Here is an 18,706-nt window from a genome sequence, read left to right on the forward strand (position 1 = left end):
CATTTAACCGACCAATTGAAACAAAAATATTTAATTTGTATGGAATCACTTAAAAGAATTGTCAATGGCAGAATTTATTAAGATTTATGAAGAAAACCCTAATCCAAGGGAAATAAAAAAAGTCGTTGAGGTTTTAAAACGTGGCGGATTGATTATTTATCCAACCGATACGGTCTATGGATTGGGATGTGATATTACCAATGTCAAAGCTTTAGAGCGGATAGCTCAAATAAAAGGTGTCAAACTTGAAAAAGCCAATTTTTCTTTTGTGTGTCATGACTTAAGTAACTTGAGTGATTATGTTAAGCAAATAGATAATTCTACGTTTAAAATTCTAAAAAGAGCCTTGCCAGGTCCTTACACGTTTATTTTACCAGGTGCCAAAACGTTACCATCGGTTTTTAAAAAGAAAAAGACTGTTGGGATTCGCGTTCCGGGCAATGCCATTGCACTGGAAATAGTTAGGCAGTTGGGAAACCCCATCATTTCAACATCCATTCATGATGAGGATGATGTTTTGGAGTATACTACCGACCCTGAACTGATTTATGAAAAATGGGATAATTTAGTGGATTTGGTTATTGATGCTGGATATGGTGATAATGTGGCATCAACCATTATTGATTTATCTGAAGATGTGCCTGTAATAGTTAGAGAGGGTAAAGGGAGTTTGGAGATTTTTTAATCTAATAGTTGAATGGATGAAAAATTGAATTTTAGAATTTTTGAAAAGCAGATGCTCTATTTTATTATAGCTTTTTTCTGCATTTTACTCTTATCATCAATTCTATACTATAACACAGTTTATTATGAAAGTATTTTAATCTTCCTTTTCACTCTATATTTTTTTGCAACTTTTTTTTCTAGCCCATACTTTGTTGATAGAAGAGTTTTTGTCAAAGGTTTTTTTTCGGTATGCCTACTGAACATTGGTTCTATTTATATACTAAATCAGTTTGATAATCTAAATAATAGAATTGTTTTTAGTTTATCAATGAGCTCTTTAATGTTTTTAATACTTTATAGAGTTTTATCAGTCATTTTTCATAAAATTTATGGTAGAAATATATCATTTCTCTTCAGGGATGATAATAAGTATAAATTTTTGGGAGCTATGCTGCTTTTTATTTCCTTTATTTTTTCTTTTGGAATATTTGAGTTGTTTGAAAATATTTTGTTCTAAAAAAAAAGCCCAACCTTTCGGTTGAGCTTTATAAACTTTATAGCTTCTGGAATTAGTTTCCGGCAGTTTCTAGATTTTTCATTTCCTTCTCGATCATATCGTAGAACTCATCAATTTTAGGAAGGATCACGATACGTGTACGTCTGTTGGCTGCTTTACCTTCAGCTGTATCATTAGAAGCAATTGGAACGTATTGTGAACGTCCTGCTGCAATTAATTTTCCAGAATTAACCCCTAGGTCTTCTAGTACACGAACAACAGATGTTGCACGCTTAACACTTAAATCCCAGTTATCAATTAGAGGAGGTTTGTTGTAAGGTACTGGATCGGTATGGGCTTCAACCATACACTCAAAATCAGGCTTGCTATTAACAACTTTAGCTACTTTGCCTAATACTTCTTTTGCACGATCGTTTACAACATAGCTACCACTCTTAAATAATAATTTGTCTGCAATAGAAATGAATACAACACCTTTCTCAACATTAACTTCAATGTCTGGATCGTTGATGCCAACTTCCTTCTTCAAACTGGTTACTAAAGCTAACATAACACTATCTTTTTTGGTGATAGCATCTTGTAGGCGCGATATCTTCAAGTCTTTTTCCTTCATGCTTTCCAACGTTTTTTCAACATTGGAAGCACCTTTTGAAGTTAAAATGGTTAGGTCTTTGTTACTTTGAATTAAGTTCTCATTAGATCTCCGTAAGTCAGCTATTCTATCTTCAAGGCTATTGGCTCTTGCTGTAGCAGAGGCTCTTTCTTCCAAACAGGTGTTTAGTTTAACGGTGGCCGTGTTCAATAAATCTTGAGTTTCTTTTTGTTTCGCTTCTAAAGCAGCATATTCTTTTTTAGAAACACAGGACCCTAAAAGAAACATGGCAGAGATACTCAATAAAATTAATTTTTTCATAATGAAATAATATGGTTTAGTTGTTATTAATTAACATACCAAAATTATAGAAAAGAACAATTCGTTTGAAGCTTATTAACAAAAACTTTAACAAATTTATAAACAATTAAATCGCTTATTTCCTTTCAAATAATACTGCCAAACAATAGAGTTTGTTTTAAAGTAGTTTGAACGCTTTTTTAGTTGTTTTCTTTGTTTGATCAATTTTGGTAAATGGCTGTAAAAATAAAGATGTGCTTTTAGAATTGAAGCTATGTGTCTTGGCTTTAAATCAAATAAAAATTTAATACCTGCTAAACCATCTAAAAGTAACCGAACAATTACCAGAACAAAAACGTCTCCTGGGGCATTTTTAACTAGCATAAAAAGACTGTTTCTAAAATTCAAATAGGTTTTTTGTGGATTACTCTCTTGAAGCGTGGCACCTCCAACATGATATACAACAGATTCATGGACAAATTTTGAAGTATATCCTAAATTAAATGCTCTCCAGCATAAATCGATTTCTTCCATATGTGCAAAAAAGGATTCGTCAAATCCATTTAAACTATCAAACACTTCCTTTTTTATGAACATGCAAGCACCAGAAGCCCAAAAGATTTCAGTATTGTCATCATATTGGCCTTCATCTTTTTCAATAGTGTTGAATATGCGACCACGAGAATATGGGTATCCAAATTTATCAATAAATCCTCCGGCAGCACCTGCATATTCAAAGCAGGATTTATTTTTGTAATCCAGAATTTTTGGCTGAATGATACTTGTTGAAGGATCAGCATTAAATTCTTTGATTACTGGGTCTAACCAATTGGGTGTTACTTCAACATCACTGTTGAGTAAGCAAAAAGCTTCCGCATCGACAAATTTCAATGCCTCGTTGTATCCTTTTGCATAACCACCGTTATCTGAATTTTGAATAATCTTTACGCTGGGGAATGTGGATTTTAAAAATTCTACGGAAGTATCGTTGGAGGCATTGTCGGCAACATAAATATCAGCATTTTGAGAATAGGAGAGTACACTAGGCAAAAACTGCTCAAGTAATGCTTTACCATTCCAATTCAATATAACAATAGCTACTTTCATTTGTAATAAACAGGAATATCCTTTAAAAAATTATAGCGTTCCGATTCCGTATCCATTTGACAATAATAATGATTTAATCCGTTGGTGACCATAAGATACGATGCATTCAAAGATAAGTTGTATCGGGCAATTTGATCAAATGTTTCTTGATTTATAAGGATATGGGGAGCTTTACATTCAACAACCAAATGTATGGAGCCGTCTGAATTATAAACCACAATATCATAACGTTTTTTTAAATCGTTGACTCGCAATTCCTTTTCTACATTTACCAGTGAAATAGGATAGCCTTTATCTTGGGTTAGATATTGAATACAATGTTGCCGGACCCATTCTTCAGGCTGCAAAATCACGAATTTTTTACGTATAGGATCAAAAATAGATACTTTATTTTCGTTATTTTTGAAACGAAACGTATATGTAGGAAATTGTAATTCTTGCACTACACAAATTTGGTGATTTTTTTTGAATGGATGAAGTTAAAGCATTAGTTAGTGACATTAAAAACCGAAACCTGAAGCCTATTTATTTTTTAATGGGTGAAGAGCCCTATTACATTGATAGGATATCAGATTATATTCAGGAAACTGTTCTGTCTGAAGAGGAGAAAGGGTTTAATCAAATGGTGTTGTATGGCCGCGATGTTTCCATAGACGACATTATTGCTAATGCCAAGCGATTTCCTATGATGGCAGAATATCAAGTGGTTATTATTAAAGAAGCCCAAGAATTGTCTAGGACTATTGAAAGTCTGGTTGCCTACGCTTCTCAACCGCAACCAACTACTATTCTGGTTATTAACTACAAATATAAAACACTGGATAAACGTAAATCGCTTTACAAAGCACTTAAAAAGAACAGTGTTGTTTTTGAAAGTAAGAAATTATATGATAATCAAGTGCCCAATTGGATTAGCCGTGTTTTGGCTGGGCAGAATTACAGCATTACACCTAAAGCCTCTCAAATGCTCACGGAATTTCTTGGTACTGATTTAAGTAAAATCAGTAATGAATTGAATAAACTCAAAATTGTATTGCCAGAAGGCACTCAAATTACACCCGAATTGATTGAGGAAAACATAGGTATTAGTAAGGATTACAATAATTTTGAATTGCATAAGGCCATAGGAGCGCGCGATGTTTTGAAAGCGCATAAAATAGTCAAGTATTTTGGTGAAAACCCAAAGGACAATCCAATGGTTGTAACAGTTGGGTTCTTACATACCTACTTTGCCAAACTACTTCATCTTCATGGTTTAAATGATAAATCACCTCGAAGTGTTGCTTCGGCATTAAAAATATCTCCTTACTTCACAGAAGAGTATATTGTTGCAGCGAGAAACTATCCTATGAAAAAAGTGAGTAATATTATAGGGCTCTTACGAGAATTTGATGTTAAAAGTAAGGGTGTTGGCGCTAACGCAATTCCGCAGAAGGATTTATTAAAAGAAATGATTGTCAAGGTGATGGCTTAAGCGTTATTTTGCGGGTAAGCTCATAACATATTCATAACTTTTGTTTAATAAGTCTATCATAAAGTTTGTATTATCCATTAATTGTTCTGGTATCAACACATAATCTTTCATGACTGCTCCGTAAGACATAAATTTTGTTGTTTGATGTTCTTCTTTAAAAGTTTCACCATCTTTTTTATCTAATCTAATTCCAAATTCACCTGCTTTATTTAGCAATGAAAACATATAGCCATTAGCTGAAGTATAGGGCATGGTTTTTCCTTTACGTTCAAATTTAGGACATTGTTTTACAATATTGTCATAGACTTTAAGTTTGTCTTCCCACTTACTCAAAATTAATAGTTTATGGTTTCTTCATTACTGTAATTCTCATCAAACAAAATCAATGCATGGCCACTGGGTGCATCGTAAGGAGCTTTGGGTAGTACCGATGGGTTGTTGGGGTAGGATCCATTTTCATAAACAAGTTCCTTAAAAACACCGGAATCTTTAACTAATAAAATGGACCAACCATTCTTATCAGTTTGTTCAACAAATATTGGGGCTCTGGTAACCGAGAATTGGGTTATAATATTCATGTTTGAATCCAATAAAAGAAAAGTACATCCTCCAGTTCCGCAAAAATATGGAGACATAAAACGCACAAATATTTCATTTTGATCATCGTGATTTAAATCAACTTCATGATATTGGAATTTTCGATCGATTTCCTTTAAAAACTTCAAATCGTTTTTTAAGTAATTATCAGTTAAGAATGCTTTTATTTTTTCTGCTGAATTATCTTTTTCTTTAGGTTCTACTATAACAGATTCATCTTTAGTTGGGGAACTTTCGTTGCTTTCTTTGACTTTATCATTTTTACAGTTACTTATTAACAATAAAACTAGAATGATGAAGGGGAATATTTTTTTCATGATACATTGGTATTTACGGTTGGTCAAAAGTGTTTAGTTTCATGTTGAAATCATATTGTAAGTCTTCATGAAGTGAGGATATCAATTTTTTAATAGTTGCAATTTGTCTGTTGAAAATATTGGTTAAGGTAACATTTTGTTTTATGGATGGAGAGAATGCTTGTAATTTTTCGCAAAAATAGATCAGTAATTCGGCTTCGGTTTCTTTTTTAAGGGAATATCTAGCATATTTCTTTATTGTCCTTAAAATCTTTCGTACACTTTTTTTGATATAAAAATAACTGGCTGTATTGATATTGTCAAACTGCTCATCGATTTCAACCTTTATGCTGTTAACGTAATCTTCTTCATTGTGAGCCTCAAACAACAAATAGGTGAGCAGTTCTTTGTTCTCTTTTTTAAACCTTGCCAATCGCAGGCATAACTGCATCAATTCATCATGTGAACGAAATTGCAAATCCTTTTTTATTGTGACTACCGATTCAGCTTTCATTTAATATTTATAGTGTTTCCTAATGGTTCTTTTAACCCTGAACAATCTAAAGACTCCAATAAGCAGGATGATTGGCGAGATTAACAAGAGTATCCATCCAAATGATTTCAAATCACTGAAGAATTCAATTTTTAGAATGGTAATACCCGTTCCCAAAATCACAATGAATGTTCTGAAATAAGCTAAAAAAGTACGTTCATTGGCTAGTTTGGTTCTTTCTATAGCTAACCAGTCACGTGTTATCAATTCATTTTTTTCTTCCATATTAGCCTTTTAATAAGTTAATACTCACTGTGGCCAATTCACTATCAGGAAATTTTGAAAAATAGGTTTCATCAGGAAACAAACCAGCTTCTTTTGCTATTTTAATAAAAACAGCAACTTCAAGAATATACTGGTCGCTGTAGCCATGTGTGGCATCATAAGCTGTGGCTGCGGTGGCACCAATATTTTTGGCTGTTAAATTAGGGTTTAAGGTGTGTAATTCAATGACCAATAAACCAAACCGCTCTACATAGGGTTTCCATTTTATTAAATGTTCCAGAAGGGAATCTTCAACAAGATTGTTGTTGATGCGTTTTCCTTGATACGCATAAGCACCACTTGAAGTACTAATTCTATTGGTTTTGTTTTGGGGTTCTTCCCAAATACGGTTGTGATCCAAAAAGGTCCTTACGTTTAAAAGATCACGAAGCTCTATGTTATAATCTTCCTTAAGGTCTTTGGCTAGTAAATCGGGTCTGCCAATATCTCCCCAGATAACCTTGGCCCAAATATCGGCTTTAATTAAATTGGCTCTTGTGACTTTTAATGCAGCCTTGTTGAAATCGGCACCAACTAGTAATAGGGGATGTTCCTCTAAATGCTTTCCACGTAACGTCTGGTGCTCAATAACATCAAAAATATGTTGGATAAAGGCACCATTTCCGCAGCCCATATCCAATATACCTTTAGGTTGTTCATCTATGGGCTTATTGAATAATTCGATAATGACCTGATCTATGACTTTAAAGTAGGTGGAATGGGCTCCACCACTTCCCCAGACATTCATTTCTCTATGGACGTGTTTTTCAGTGTCTTCGGGATTGTCATTTTTTAGAATCAATGGATCACCAAAAATCAGTTCATCTAATTTTACAAATGTGGGTAGGTAAGAAACCGTAACACCATAGGCTGAAGCTCGCTTGGCAAAAAATAGCCCTTCATCCGTAAACTGGTACGTGTTTTTCTTTTTGTTAAACCAACCTAAATGAGCAAAGAAATCCAATATTTTCTTAAAACTTTCTGGGTTTTTGTGGTATTCTTCAGCTGTAAAGGAAGCCTCCATAAAATACTTGTGAAAAAGACCATTTACACCTAACAGAACTATGATGGGACCTACAATGCAACCTTCAATATGTTTGAGGATTTGATTTTCAAGGGAGTTAATATTAGGTGCTTCTAGACCGAATCGATTGACATAGTTATTAAAAATACGTTCTAAAGCTATAAACGCATCAGTTCCGATTCGTTCGTCAGGAAAGCTTACCGAGTAATTTAATAGTTTAACGGCTTCTTCATATAATGGTGCCATTTCAAAAGCTTTCTTGCTAACACCGTTAATGCTGTATGAAACGGTGTCTTTTTTGTTGTCTAATTCCTGTACGAGCCATCCTTGAGAACAGAGTATACGAAGCGCAACATTCAAGTAACCCTCGTTGGCCCTAAAAGTTTTTGCCAATTCATCTAAAGAAACGGATTTCTGTTCCAATAACGATTTTAAAATACCCTTTTTGTATAAAGTATAGGCTGTTGTGGCGGTTGCAATACCATCTAAATGTTTAAAAATAGTTCCCCGAAGTTGTTCTTTATTGGTTTTTGTGAGCATGAAGCATGTGTTGGCTTATAAATATAAAAAAACCTTTCAACATATAGCTGAAAGGTTTGTAATAATATAATGATTTAAATCTTACCTCAATTTCGGAAAATCCTCTGGGCTAACTTCATGAAATACCTTATAAACGGCCTCAAAAACATCCTCAACAGATGGTTTTGAGAAGTAATCACCATCAGTTCCGTAAGCTGGTCTATGCTGCTGTGCTGTTAATGTTACAGGTTTACTGTCCAAATGCTCGTAAGCATTTTGAGTGTTTAATATGTCATTTAAAATAAATGCAGAAGCACCTCCAGGAACGTCTTCATCAATGACCATTAAACGATTAGTCTTGGAAACGCTTTTGACAATATCGTGATTCAAATCAAATGGCAATAACGATTGTACATCTATAATTTCAGCATCGATGCCCACTTCCATTAATTCTTTGGCTGCTTGCTCAATAATACGAAGCGTTGAACCGTAAGATACCAATGTGATGTCTTCGCCTTCTCTAATGGTTTCTACAACGCCTAGAGGTGTTTTGAATTCACCTAAATTCGTTGGCATTTTTTCCTTTAATCGATAACCATTCAAACATTCCACAATTAAACCGGGTTCATCACCTTCCAACAACGTATTATAAAACCCTGCAGCTTTGGTCATATTTCTAGGCACCAATACGTGGATACCTCTTACTAAATTAATAATACCTCCCATTTGAGAGCCGGAATGCCAAATACCTTCCAATCTGTGTCCACGTGTTCTAATAATGAGCGGTGCTTTTTGGCGACCTTTGGTTCTATATTGCAGGGTAGCCAGATCATCACTCATGATTTGGAGCGCATATAGAATATAATCTAAATACTGTATTTCAGCAATTGGACGTAGTCCTCTCATAGCCATTCCAATACCTTGACCTAGAATAGTTGCTTCACGGATGCCAACATCCGATACACGTAACTCACCATATTTTTCCTGCATGCCTTCCAGACCTTGGTTAACATCACCAATGTGACCAGCATCCTCTCCAAAAACCAATGTTTCTGGGTATTTGCTAAAAATAGCATCAAAATTATCACGAATAACCAATCGCGCATCTACCTCTTCAGCATTGTCATTGTAAGTTGGTTTAACTTCAGCAATATTTAAAGCCGATTTTGTCGACTCTGAATATAAATGTGAGCTGTATTTAGGTTGAATGGTTTCCATGTAATTATTAATCCAGGATACCAGACTAGTTTTAGAAGCAGATGTTTCATTAACAACATAGCGCAGTGCCTTTCTTGCAGTAGACAGTATTTCCTTCCGGATAGGTTCTTTTATTTCGGCTAAATCATTGGTCAGTTTCTCAATAAAAACCTTGTTAGGGCTCGTATTTGCTACTTCTTTTAAGATTGCTACCAGCTCGTTTTGTTCATCTTTTAAGGGTTTGGTAAACGCAGTCCAAGCAGCTTTCTTACCATCTCGAACAGATTTTGCAATATCCTTTTCAATGACTGATAATTCTTCGTCTGTAGCTATGCCATTGGCAATCATCCATTCGCGTAATTTGGCATTACAATCGTATTCAGCCTCCCAAGCCAATCGGTTTTCATCTTTATATCGTTCATGAGAACCAGATGTTGAGTGTCCTTGAGGTTGCGTTAGTTCTTGTACATGAATTAACACAGGAACATGTTCTTCTCGAGCTATCTTTGAGGCTGTTTGATAGGTTTCAATCAATGCTGCATAATCCCAACCTTTAACACATAGTATTTCATAACCATTATGATTCTCATCCCTTTGGAATCCTTTCAGAATTTCTGAAATGTTTTCTTTAGTCGTTTGGTGTCTGGCATGCACTGAAATACCATATTCATCATCCCAAATACTCATGACCATAGGAACTTGTAAAACACCAGCTGCATTGATGGTTTCAAAGAATAAACCTTCACTCGTACTCGCATTACCGATGGTTCCCCAAGCAACTTCATTGCCATTTACCGAGAAATTAGTGGCGTTAATGCCTGCAACATGTCTGTAAATTTTAGAAGCCTGTGCCAAACCCAATAAACGCGGCATTTGGCCAGCAGTAGGAGAGATATCAGCGCTGGAATTCTTCTGTTGTGTCAAATTTTTCCAGTTACCATTTTCATCCAAACTATGTGTTGCAAAATGACCTCCCATTTGTCTTCCGGCTGACATAGGTTCTTCCTTTAAATCGGTATTGGCATATAATCCAGCAAAAAATTGCTCGATCGATAACTCTCCAATAGCCATCATAAAGGTTTGGTCTCTGTAATAACCTGAACGGAAATCACCATTTTCAAAGGCTTTGGCCAATGCTAATTGCGGGACTTCCTTACCATCACCAAAAATACCAAACTTGGCCTTGCCAGTGAGGACTTCACGTCGACCAAGAAGACTACACTCACGAGAAGTTACAGCTATTTTATAGTCGTTAAAAACTTCTGCTTTAAAATCTTCAAAAGACAGGTCTTTTTTTATGGTTGAATTTGTTTGCATATATCGCTAGGTATTTTTGCAAAGGTAGCTAATAATGGTAAGATTTCCAACGTTGAAAAGTGTTATAAAATTGAATATAATTTAAAAAATGAGATTATTTTTTACGATTATTTCAACAATAATTAAATTACGGCAATTTCATTAAGAATAATGTATTGGTGAAACAACTTGTTAATACCATCTTCTGGAGAACAGCCCTAATAGGGTTTTAAAATCCAGAGTAACAATGAATCGGATTTTTTGATCATAATTTGGTTGGGATATTTCCCATCCTAAATTGGAGTAAACAGGAAAGAATATTTCAAAGTAATCTTCTACTAAAATAAATCGAAGACCAGAATCATAGACAAACTCGGCATCAGAACCATGATTTTTTAAAAGACCGATATCTCCATAGGCCATAATATATTTCCAAATAGTGGTACTACCATTTATAGTTGTAATCCATTGATTGGCAAAGCCAGGGTCAAGTTGAGACTTAAATCCGCCTTCGGCAATAATCAATTGTTGACTGAAAAGGCCCGAACTTTCAGAACGACCATAGTAGTTATAATCAAATAAATAGTCGGTTGGTCTATCCAAAGCAAAACTGAAAAAGTCTGAATCCTGATAGGTCTTATTATATAAAAAGGCACCGGCAAAAAGCCTTAAATGATATCTTCGGTTGCGCTCGGTTAATTTTCGGTACTCATAATTGAATGCTGCTTTTCCAAAGTTCTTGGCTATTTGTAAATCGGCAAACCAAGATGAAAAATCAACCAAATCTCTATCAACATGATTAAATCGTGCATTGAATACACTATAGTTTGGCTCTACAGCTTCAGATGTTAAGATGGCATTGGGGTCTTCATCTCTATTTATGCCAATATATCGAAATGACAAATAGTCTCTCTTGTTGGATCTCAAATTGGTATTGTCCCTAAACTGAAATTGAATTCCAGGAGTAAATTTTGTAACGAACAAATCATCAGCATAACTTGAATAGCTGGCACCAACGCCGTAACGAATTAAAAATAGATTATCCGAGTTGTTGATATATTGGTTATACTCCACAGAAGCACCACCCGTTAATGATTTGGACTTTAATCCGTATTGTGGGGCAATTTTATAATTAAAGGCTTTTTTTAATACCGTTTTGTTGTAAGCCTTCACACCCAAGACAATCCCATCGTATATATTGTTAAATTCAACTATAGGCATTAAAAATACCTGATTGTATTTTGGGTCTTCAATGTCTTTTAACAAGCGTATTTGTACTGGTCTATTAAAGAGGCCATTTTTTAATGACTTGGTGTTATTTCTCATGTTAAATTCGGGGACTACGAAGTCTTGATTTAATACAAGTTTGGTGTAACCTTGATTAGGGATGATTATAGTGGCAGAATCTTTTACAGCATCAATCCATATTTTTGATTTCACATCATCGTCTATCATCGCGAAAAGCGAAATTGGAACAATAGCTTCATCCTTATTTTTTATAGTTACTCTTAAGGAATCTCCTTTTAGGGAAACATTTGAAATGGTGTAATCAATAGTTTTGGTTGTTTGCAGATAATCAGTAAAAAACCAATTCAAATCTTTATCGGTTTTTGATTTTAGAAGTTGTTCAAAATCCCTGGTGTTGGTGTTTTTCAAACTTCGGGTTGCTATATATTCCTTGATTGTCAAATCTATAGAATTGTGCCCCAAATAATCTTCCAAATATTTTAACCCAACACCAGCTTTATATTTATTGGCAATATTTTCATTAAATTTCAGTAATGAATCCTTATGCATACTAATTGGTTGATCTATATTTCCACGAGCCATATGCATATATAGAAAGCTATATTGAGAATTAAAGTCCAATTGTGCTGCATGAAATGATTTTAATCCCCAAATACGGGACAATGTGCCAGCCAATTTCATATCCGGATAATATTCATCAACATATTTCATGAGATAATAGGTCTGGATTCCATCCAAAATCCATTGATCTTTTCGAGGATTGATCAAAAGGACATTCTCCAAATAATTGTGTAATGCCGTTTTTAATATTTTTAGTTCATATTGAAAATTGTCTGGGAAAGGCCGAATAAAATCAGGTAATAGGTTTAAGCCATAAATCGGACTTTTTCGATAGTCAATATCACTTAACAATAATTTTTGGTGCGGATATATGTTAAGGTTTTTTGATAGAAAAGATGCAATATTATCAGTAATTAAAGCCTTATTTAGAGGGTTTAGTTCTTCATCATCTATATTGGAAACAACAGTAAAAAAATCAGTTTCAATTTGTCTGAAATTAGAATTTTTGTTAATGAATAACTTGGAGTTGACATGATCTTTTCCTGTGAAAGTAAACACTTGATTGTCATCTATTTGATTGTAGCCTGATTGGTTTAATTCGGATACAGCGTAAAAGTTTTTTGGACATATTAATTCCAAGCTCAAGTTTGATTTTGGAACATATAAGTCGTCTAAATCCTTGTTGCTGTAGTATTGCCAAGCACCATCGTAAACTGCTGGTGTAATAAACCAATAACGCAGATTGTAATCGCCACTTGAGGTTACACCATATCTGGTAAACTTATCATTTGGGATTTGAACAATATAACTTAAATCAATAGAGTAAGAACTATTTGGATTGAGGGGTTTAAGTAAATCAACCTTAATAATATCTATCTGATTTTGTAGTCGTTCGAAATCAATTTCAATATTGTCTTGTTTTATGGCAGTAACAACAGTATAACCTCTGTCTTCATTTTTGGCAAAATGGAATTCTGTTTTGAATTCTTCTGAAAAACGCTTGGCCAAAGGTGTATTTTTCGTTGAGTAACTATGACTCCAATCATTCAAATAAATGGATTGCAAGGTGTCTGAAGTTTCATTGAAGTAGGTAATGGTTTGGGTTATTTTCAACTGATTTTTATCAGTATTTAGCTTGGCCTTCACATCAATTTGATTTTGAGTGAAAGCGACCATATTCATTATGGATAGGACCAGACTTAATAGAAAACGTAATTTCAATGTGTCTTTACAAACTTTAATGGTTCAACTTGGGTGTGTAATGGCCTGATGTAATAAATACCATCAGAAAGACCAGATACATCAACCGTATCATATTCCGATGTGCCTGTAGCAATAGTTTTTACACATTGCCCTAACGCATTGTAAATTTCAAGTTTTTTAATGAAGTTAGATTGGTCTGTCAGGCTAATGGTAATACTATTTTGAACAATGTTTGTGCCAACAATTGCAAAATTGGATTGAACAGTATTTTCATCAACACTCAATAGTGTTTCAGTAGTTTCAATCTGTAATGTAACGGGTAGATGATCACTAAAATTGTGTAAGGCATCACGGATTTCAAAAGAAAATTCGGTACCACTGCATTCGGGATCAATTATGGCATTATTAAAGCAATCTATATTGCCATTGTTACCAAATACTTGATAGGATTCAGGAACATAATAAATGTTTGAATTATCAATCAGGTTGGCAGAACACAATATAAAATCAAACCGATCATCAAAACCTCCGGTTGTGCCACCCATACCAGATTGTGTTCGCGTTGATTGCGTAAAAACATCAATAAAAAGGGTGTTGTTATGCCAGCTTCCTATTTGATTGGCTGGGTCAACAAATACAATGTTGTTAGTAATATCAGTTAATTCCTGAAATGCATCTTCGGAGTACGTATATAAATTGAGATCACCACCCAGAACCACATTACTATCAGAAGGGAATGTATTTAGATAGGCTGTTAAATCTTCGACCATTTCCAATCGGTAAGCTTCATTTTCTATTCCGTCCGATGCTTTCAAGTGGCAGACTATAAAATCAATAATAATTGGATTGGTGTCTTGATTAACGGTATTAATTTTTAATACATAGTGGTTAAAATCCCTAAAAATTGTCGTTACAATACTTTGACTTTCTAAAATGAATTTTGAGCTATTGTAGTATATTAAGTTTTGTAAATCATTTTGGTTTCCAATATTATCATCAGATGTATTTTGAACAAATGTGGCCATTTCAAAATCACTGCTTACGCTAGTTCTTAAACTATTTAAAATATCATTGGCGCCAGTGGCATTGTTTAATTCACAGACCATAAAAACGTCTGGAAGGTAATCGTTGAGGATTGTATTGAGGTATTGAATACGGTTGGGGACTGCATCTTCTAAAGGAAAATTCAACAAATTGTAAAACATCACATTAAAGCTTTCTTGAGAAAGCAAAAGTGAAGTGTTTGTTATGGTTAAAAACCATAAAAGAAGAATTTTTCTTTTCATGCTATTATATTAGTTTCCGAATTAAAAATTCGGACTCAATCCGGATTCCTTATAGAAACTATCTAAAATATTAATAACTTCTTCGGCAGTGTCAACCAAATGAATGAGATCCAAATCTTTGGCACTGATATTACTAAATCTGTCTAGGAGCGTTTCTTTTACCCAATCCATCAAACCTGTCCAAAAATCGGTTCCAACTAAAATAATGGGGAATTTTTCAATTTTATTGGTTTGGATGAGTGTGATGGCCTCAAATAACTCATCTAATGTCCCAAATCCACCTGGCATAACTACAAAACCTTGGGAGTATTTTACAAACATAACTTTTCTAACAAAGAAATAATCAAAATCCAAACTCTTGTCTGAATCAATATAAGGATTATCATGTTGTTCAAAAGGCAATTCAATATTGAGTCCCACGGAAGTACCACCTGCTATGTGGGCACCTTTGTTACCAGCTTCCATAATTCCGGGTCCACCTCCTGTAATGACACCATAGCCATGTTCAACAATTTTACAAGCAACATCTTCAGCTAATTGATAATATTTATGGTCAGGTTTGGTTCGAGCCGATCCAAATATAGATACGCAAGGCCCAATACGACTTAACTTTTCATAACCGTTTACAAACTCACCCATAATTTTGAATATGGCCCAAGAATCATTCGTTTTTATTTCATTCCACCGTTTGTGGTGTTGTTCTTTTCTCATTAATTTTCTGTTTAAAAATTAGAAAGGAGCTATTTCAGATTTTTAGCCCGAAGTTCGCAAATTTATGAAGAATTATTGCCTTTCTACAAGCTTAATTCTTAATTATTGGTCAAAGAAAAAGGTAAACATATAGTTTACCTTTAGTATTCTTCATTCTTAAATTTAAATCATTTTAAAGGATTTCTACCAGAAATAATGTTGTAGAGTATTGCTATTACAGCAATTACTAATAAAATGTGAATTAAATTTCCAGTAGCAATTCCTGGGACTACGCCCAAAAAACCTAATAGCCAAACGACTATACAGATTACGGCTACCAACCAAAGTAGACTTCTCATAATTAAAATTATTTAAGATTAGTATCCTAAATATACTAATTAAAATCGAACAACTATGTGTTTAGTTCTTTTTTAAGAAATTGGGCTGTGTAGCTTTTTTTATTTTTAAGTATGTCTTCTGGTGTTCCTTTGGCAACAATTTCGCCGCCATTTTTTCCACCTTCATAACCAATATCAAATATATAGTCAACAGTCTTAATAACATCCAAATTATGTTCAATAATGAGTACGGTATTACCTTTATTGACTAGTTTATTAAGAACAATCATGAGTACTCTAATATCTTCAAAGTGTAGACCTGTAGTAGGTTCATCTAAAATATAAAAGGTGTTTCCAGTATCTCGTTTACTTAATTCAGTTGCTAATTTAATACGTTGCGCTTCACCACCAGAAAGGGTCGTACTTTGTTGCCCTAAAGTAATGTATCCTAGTCCAACGTCTTTAATGGTTTTGAGTTTCTTGTGAATTTTCGGAATATGCTCAAAAAATTCAACTGCCTCATTAATAGTCATTTCTAAAACATCACTTATCGATTTTCCTTTATAGCGAATCTCTAATGTTTCTCTGTTAAAACGCTTTCCTTGACAAGTTTCACATTCTACATAAACATCCGGCAAGAAGTTCATTTCGATAACGCGTAAACCACCTCCTTGACAGGTTTCACAACGGCCACCTTTAACATTAAAACTGAAGCGTCCTGGTTTATAGCCGCGAATCATAGCTTCAGGGATTTTGGCAAAAAGACTACGTATTTCACTAAACGTTCCTGTATAAGTTGCGGGATTACTTCTAGGCGTTCTCCCAATTGGTGATTGGTTGATATCAATTACCTTATCAATGTGTTCCAAGCCCTTTATGCTTTTGTAAGGCATAGGTTTTTTAACGCCATTGAAGTAATGCGCATTCATAATGGGATATAATGTTTCATTAATCAATGTGGATTTACCACTGCCAGAAACACCCGTAATGCCAATCATTTTACCCAATGGAATATCTAGGGAAACATTTTTTAAATTGTTGCCAGTACATCCTTTTAAGGATAGCACTTTACCATTGCCTTCACGTCGTTTTTTGGGAACTTCAATTTCTTTTGAGCCATTTAAGTAGTCGGCTGTGAGTGTATGATGGGTTTTGAGTTCGCTTGGAGAACCTTCGCTTATGATTTCACCTCCGTGCTTACCGGCTTTAGGACCAATATCAATAACATAATCAGCATGTTCAATCATGTCCTTGTCGTGTTCTACCACAATAACGGAATTCCCGATATCTCGCAAGGAAACCAACGATTTGATTAGTTTTTCATTGTCTCTTTGATGCAATCCGATGCTAGGTTCATCTAAAATATATAACACACCTACCAATTGTGAACCTATTTGTGTTGCTAGCCTTATGCGCTGTGCCTCACCACCAGAAAGCGATTTGGAACTTCTGTTTAAGGATAAATAGTCCAAGCCAACATCCAATAAAAACTGTAGACGTGCTTTGATCTCTTTAGTGATTTCTTCCGAAATCTTTAATTGCATGTCAGATAAATGGCTGTCCAATTCTTGAAACCATTGATATAAATCAATAATGTCTTTTTGGGCTAATTCGGCTATATTCAATCCGTTTACTTTAAAATATAGCGATTCTTTTCTCAAACGCGAACCATGACATTCGGAACAATTGACCTTATCCATATAGTCTTTAGCCCAACGCTTTAGTGAGGTCGATTCAGCCGACTTGTACTGACTTTCTATGAAGTTAGCAACCCCTTCAAAATCGATTTTATAATCCCGAGTAACACCAAGTGTTTTACTTTCAACTGAAAATTTCTCATTGCCACCGTACAAAATGGTTTGTTTGGCTTCTTCAGGAATGGATTTGTAAGGGTCGTTCAATGAAAAGCCATAGCGTTGCGCAATGGTTTCAAACTGTTTGAAAATCCAGCTTTTCTTTTCAGGGCCATGTGGCGCTAATGCTCCAGCATTTATGGATAAATTAGGATTGGGTATTATTTTGTCTTCATTTATTTCATAAAGGGTTCCAATACCGTTGCATTTTGGACAAGCTCCTTTGGGTGAATTAAATGAGAAATTATTGGGTTCTGGATTCGGATACGAAATACCAGTTGATGGACACATCAAGTTCCGGCTAAAATATCGCACTTCTTGCGTATCTTGATCAATAACCATCAGGACATCTTCACCATGATACATGGCTGTATTGATTGTTTCCATCAGACGCTTATCATTATCGGAATTGTTGTCAATCTTTAATCGGTCAATAACAATTTCAATATCATGAGTTTTGTAGCGATCCAATTTCATGCCCTTTACAAGGTCACGTATCTCACCATCTGTTCTAACCTTTACAAATCCTTGTTTGGCAATTTGCTCAAACAATTCCCGATAATGTCCTTTTCTAGATCGTATTATAGGAGATAGAATGTTGATTCGTTTACCAGCAAATGATTCTTTGATGAGGTCCTTAATCTGCTCGTCATTATAGCTCACCATTTTCTCACCTGTGTTGTAACTGTAAGCATCACTGGCGCGAGCGTACAACAGACGAAGAAAATCATAAATTTCAGTAATGGTTCCAACAGTTGAACGTGGTGATTTGCTGGTAGTCTTTTGCTCTATGGCGATAACGGGTGAGAGGCCATCAATTTTGTCAACATCCGGACGTTCCAGGCCACCTAAAAATTGTCTGGCGTAAGCCGAAAATGTTTCAATGTAGCGTCTTTGGCCTTCAGCATAAATGGTATCGAAAGCCAACGATGACTTGCCGCTTCCAGATAAACCTGTTATAACAACCAGTTTTTCCCTTGGAATGGAGACATCAATGTTTTTCAGGTTGTGTACCCGAGCACCTTTTACCTCAATATTTTCTTCAAATTGACTCATAGCATCGCAAAGTTGCAAAGGTACAATTTTAGATGTTAATTTTTTGTGAAGCGTTAATGCAGATTTTGT

16 protein-coding genes are annotated in these 18,706 nt (G+C 34.7%); 2 read left to right on the forward strand and 14 right to left on the reverse strand.

Translation table 11 applies throughout. The features are described from left to right. Positions 1 to 64 precede the first annotated feature (64 nt). Positions 65 to 685: an L-threonylcarbamoyladenylate synthase gene (locus ACKXGU_RS13860; protein ID WP_463465860.1), complete on the forward strand. Its 621-nt coding sequence runs from the start codon at positions 65 to 67 to the stop codon at positions 683 to 685. A gap of 550 nt (positions 686 to 1,235) precedes the next feature. On the opposite strand, the gene ACKXGU_RS13865 is transcribed toward ACKXGU_RS13860, so the two are convergent. The 3 genes from ACKXGU_RS13865 to ACKXGU_RS13875 all read right to left on the reverse strand — a co-directional run bounded on the left by ACKXGU_RS13865 (position 1,236) and on the right by ACKXGU_RS13875 (position 3,625). Continuing rightward, the gene (locus ACKXGU_RS13865) at positions 1,236 to 2,096 is read right to left on the reverse strand and encodes an OmpA/MotB family protein (RefSeq protein WP_463465861.1); all 861 of its coding nucleotides are present in this window, start codon (positions 2,094 to 2,096) and stop codon (positions 1,236 to 1,238) included. Positions 2,097 to 2,192: 96 nt separating this feature from the next. Further along, positions 2,193 to 3,182 (reverse strand): glycosyltransferase family 2 protein, encoded by a 990-nt coding sequence (locus ACKXGU_RS13870; protein ID WP_463465862.1) that lies wholly within the window; start codon positions 3,180 to 3,182, stop codon positions 2,193 to 2,195. After that, positions 3,179 to 3,625, reverse strand: a complete 447-nt coding sequence (locus ACKXGU_RS13875) for a type I restriction enzyme HsdR N-terminal domain-containing protein (RefSeq protein ID WP_463465863.1) — start codon at positions 3,623 to 3,625, stop codon at positions 3,179 to 3,181. The genes ACKXGU_RS13870 and ACKXGU_RS13875 overlap by 4 nt, the downstream gene beginning before the upstream one ends. Before the next feature lie 26 nt (positions 3,626 to 3,651). Between ACKXGU_RS13875 and holA the strand changes: the two genes are divergently transcribed. After that, the gene (gene holA / locus ACKXGU_RS13880; protein WP_463465864.1) at positions 3,652 to 4,656 is read left to right on the forward strand and encodes a DNA polymerase III subunit delta; all 1,005 of its coding nucleotides are present in this window, start codon (positions 3,652 to 3,654) and stop codon (positions 4,654 to 4,656) included. A gap of 3 nt (positions 4,657 to 4,659) precedes the next feature. Here holA and ACKXGU_RS13885 read toward each other — a convergent pair whose 3' ends face one another. The 11 genes from ACKXGU_RS13885 to uvrA all read right to left on the reverse strand — a co-directional run bounded on the left by ACKXGU_RS13885 (position 4,660) and on the right by uvrA (position 18,637). Next, the gene (locus ACKXGU_RS13885) at positions 4,660 to 4,989 is read right to left on the reverse strand and encodes a hypothetical protein (RefSeq protein WP_463465865.1); all 330 of its coding nucleotides are present in this window, start codon (positions 4,987 to 4,989) and stop codon (positions 4,660 to 4,662) included. Positions 4,990 to 4,991: 2 nt separating this feature from the next. Further along, on the reverse strand, positions 4,992 to 5,570 hold the full coding sequence (locus ACKXGU_RS13890) for a hypothetical protein (protein WP_463465866.1): 579 nt from the start codon (positions 5,568 to 5,570) through the stop codon (positions 4,992 to 4,994). 13 nt (positions 5,571 to 5,583) lie between these two features. Next, positions 5,584 to 6,063 (reverse strand): hypothetical protein, encoded by a 480-nt coding sequence (locus ACKXGU_RS13895; RefSeq protein WP_463465867.1) that lies wholly within the window; start codon positions 6,061 to 6,063, stop codon positions 5,584 to 5,586. Continuing rightward, a complete protein-coding gene (locus ACKXGU_RS13900; protein ID WP_463465868.1) occupies positions 6,064 to 6,327 on the reverse strand; it encodes a DUF202 domain-containing protein in 264 nt (87 codons plus the stop codon). Between the two features lies 1 nt (position 6,328). Continuing rightward, the gene (locus ACKXGU_RS13905) at positions 6,329 to 7,930 is read right to left on the reverse strand and encodes a class I SAM-dependent methyltransferase (protein WP_463465869.1); all 1,602 of its coding nucleotides are present in this window, start codon (positions 7,928 to 7,930) and stop codon (positions 6,329 to 6,331) included. 81 nt (positions 7,931 to 8,011) lie between these two features. Next, positions 8,012 to 10,423 carry an alpha-ketoacid dehydrogenase subunit alpha/beta gene (locus ACKXGU_RS13910; RefSeq protein WP_463465870.1) on the reverse strand — a complete coding sequence of 804 codons (2,412 nt, stop codon included), beginning with the start codon at positions 10,421 to 10,423 and terminating at the stop codon, positions 8,012 to 8,014. A 171-nt stretch (positions 10,424 to 10,594) separates the two neighbouring features. After that, positions 10,595 to 13,387 (reverse strand): gluzincin family metallopeptidase, encoded by a 2,793-nt coding sequence (locus ACKXGU_RS13915; RefSeq protein WP_463465871.1) that lies wholly within the window; start codon positions 13,385 to 13,387, stop codon positions 10,595 to 10,597. 41 nt (positions 13,388 to 13,428) lie between these two features. Further along, a complete protein-coding gene (locus ACKXGU_RS13920) occupies positions 13,429 to 14,700 on the reverse strand; it encodes a T9SS type A sorting domain-containing protein (RefSeq protein WP_463465872.1) in 1,272 nt (423 codons plus the stop codon). A 21-nt stretch (positions 14,701 to 14,721) separates the two neighbouring features. Beyond that, on the reverse strand, positions 14,722 to 15,411 hold the full coding sequence (locus tag ACKXGU_RS13925) for an LOG family protein (protein ID WP_463465873.1): 690 nt from the start codon (positions 15,409 to 15,411) through the stop codon (positions 14,722 to 14,724). A gap of 167 nt (positions 15,412 to 15,578) precedes the next feature. After that, entirely contained in the window at positions 15,579 to 15,749 is a 171-nt protein-coding gene (locus tag ACKXGU_RS13930; protein WP_123912667.1) for a lmo0937 family membrane protein, read from the reverse strand. Positions 15,750 to 15,802: 53 nt separating this feature from the next. Further along, a complete protein-coding gene (uvrA, locus tag ACKXGU_RS13935) occupies positions 15,803 to 18,637 on the reverse strand; it encodes an excinuclease ABC subunit UvrA (RefSeq protein WP_463465874.1) in 2,835 nt (944 codons plus the stop codon). Positions 18,638 to 18,706: the final 69 nt, after the last annotated feature.

This window comes from Hanstruepera sp. CR43 (assembly GCF_055227665.1).

Coding starts and splice junctions, on each gene's coding strand:
- ACKXGU_RS13895 (WP_463465867.1), bottom strand. CDS start 6,063: ATGAAAGCTGAATCGGTAGTCACAATAAAAAAGGATTTGCAATTTCGT.
- ACKXGU_RS13910 (WP_463465870.1), bottom strand. CDS start 10,423: ATGCAAACAAATTCAACCATAAAAAAAGACCTGTCTTTTGAAGATTTT.
- ACKXGU_RS13870 (WP_463465862.1), bottom strand. CDS start 3,182: ATGAAAGTAGCTATTGTTATATTGAATTGGAATGGTAAAGCATTACTT.
- ACKXGU_RS13925 (WP_463465873.1), bottom strand. CDS start 15,411: ATGAGAAAAGAACAACACCACAAACGGTGGAATGAAATAAAAACGAAT.
- ACKXGU_RS13920 (WP_463465872.1), bottom strand. CDS start 14,700: ATGAAAAGAAAAATTCTTCTTTTATGGTTTTTAACCATAACAAACACT.
- ACKXGU_RS13860 (WP_463465860.1), top strand. CDS start 65: ATGGCAGAATTTATTAAGATTTATGAAGAAAACCCTAATCCAAGGGAA.
- holA (WP_463465864.1), top strand. CDS start 3,652: ATGGATGAAGTTAAAGCATTAGTTAGTGACATTAAAAACCGAAACCTG.
- ACKXGU_RS13865 (WP_463465861.1), bottom strand. CDS start 2,096: ATGAAAAAATTAATTTTATTGAGTATCTCTGCCATGTTTCTTTTAGGG.
- ACKXGU_RS13930 (WP_123912667.1), bottom strand. CDS start 15,749: ATGAGAAGTCTACTTTGGTTGGTAGCCGTAATCTGTATAGTCGTTTGG.
- ACKXGU_RS13915 (WP_463465871.1), bottom strand. CDS start 13,387: ATGGTCGCTTTCACTCAAAATCAAATTGATGTGAAGGCCAAGCTAAAT.
- ACKXGU_RS13900 (WP_463465868.1), bottom strand. CDS start 6,327: ATGGAAGAAAAAAATGAATTGATAACACGTGACTGGTTAGCTATAGAA.
- ACKXGU_RS13905 (WP_463465869.1), bottom strand. CDS start 7,930: ATGCTCACAAAAACCAATAAAGAACAACTTCGGGGAACTATTTTTAAA.
- uvrA (WP_463465874.1), bottom strand. CDS start 18,637: ATGAGTCAATTTGAAGAAAATATTGAGGTAAAAGGTGCTCGGGTACAC.
- ACKXGU_RS13890 (WP_463465866.1), bottom strand. CDS start 5,570: ATGAAAAAAATATTCCCCTTCATCATTCTAGTTTTATTGTTAATAAGT.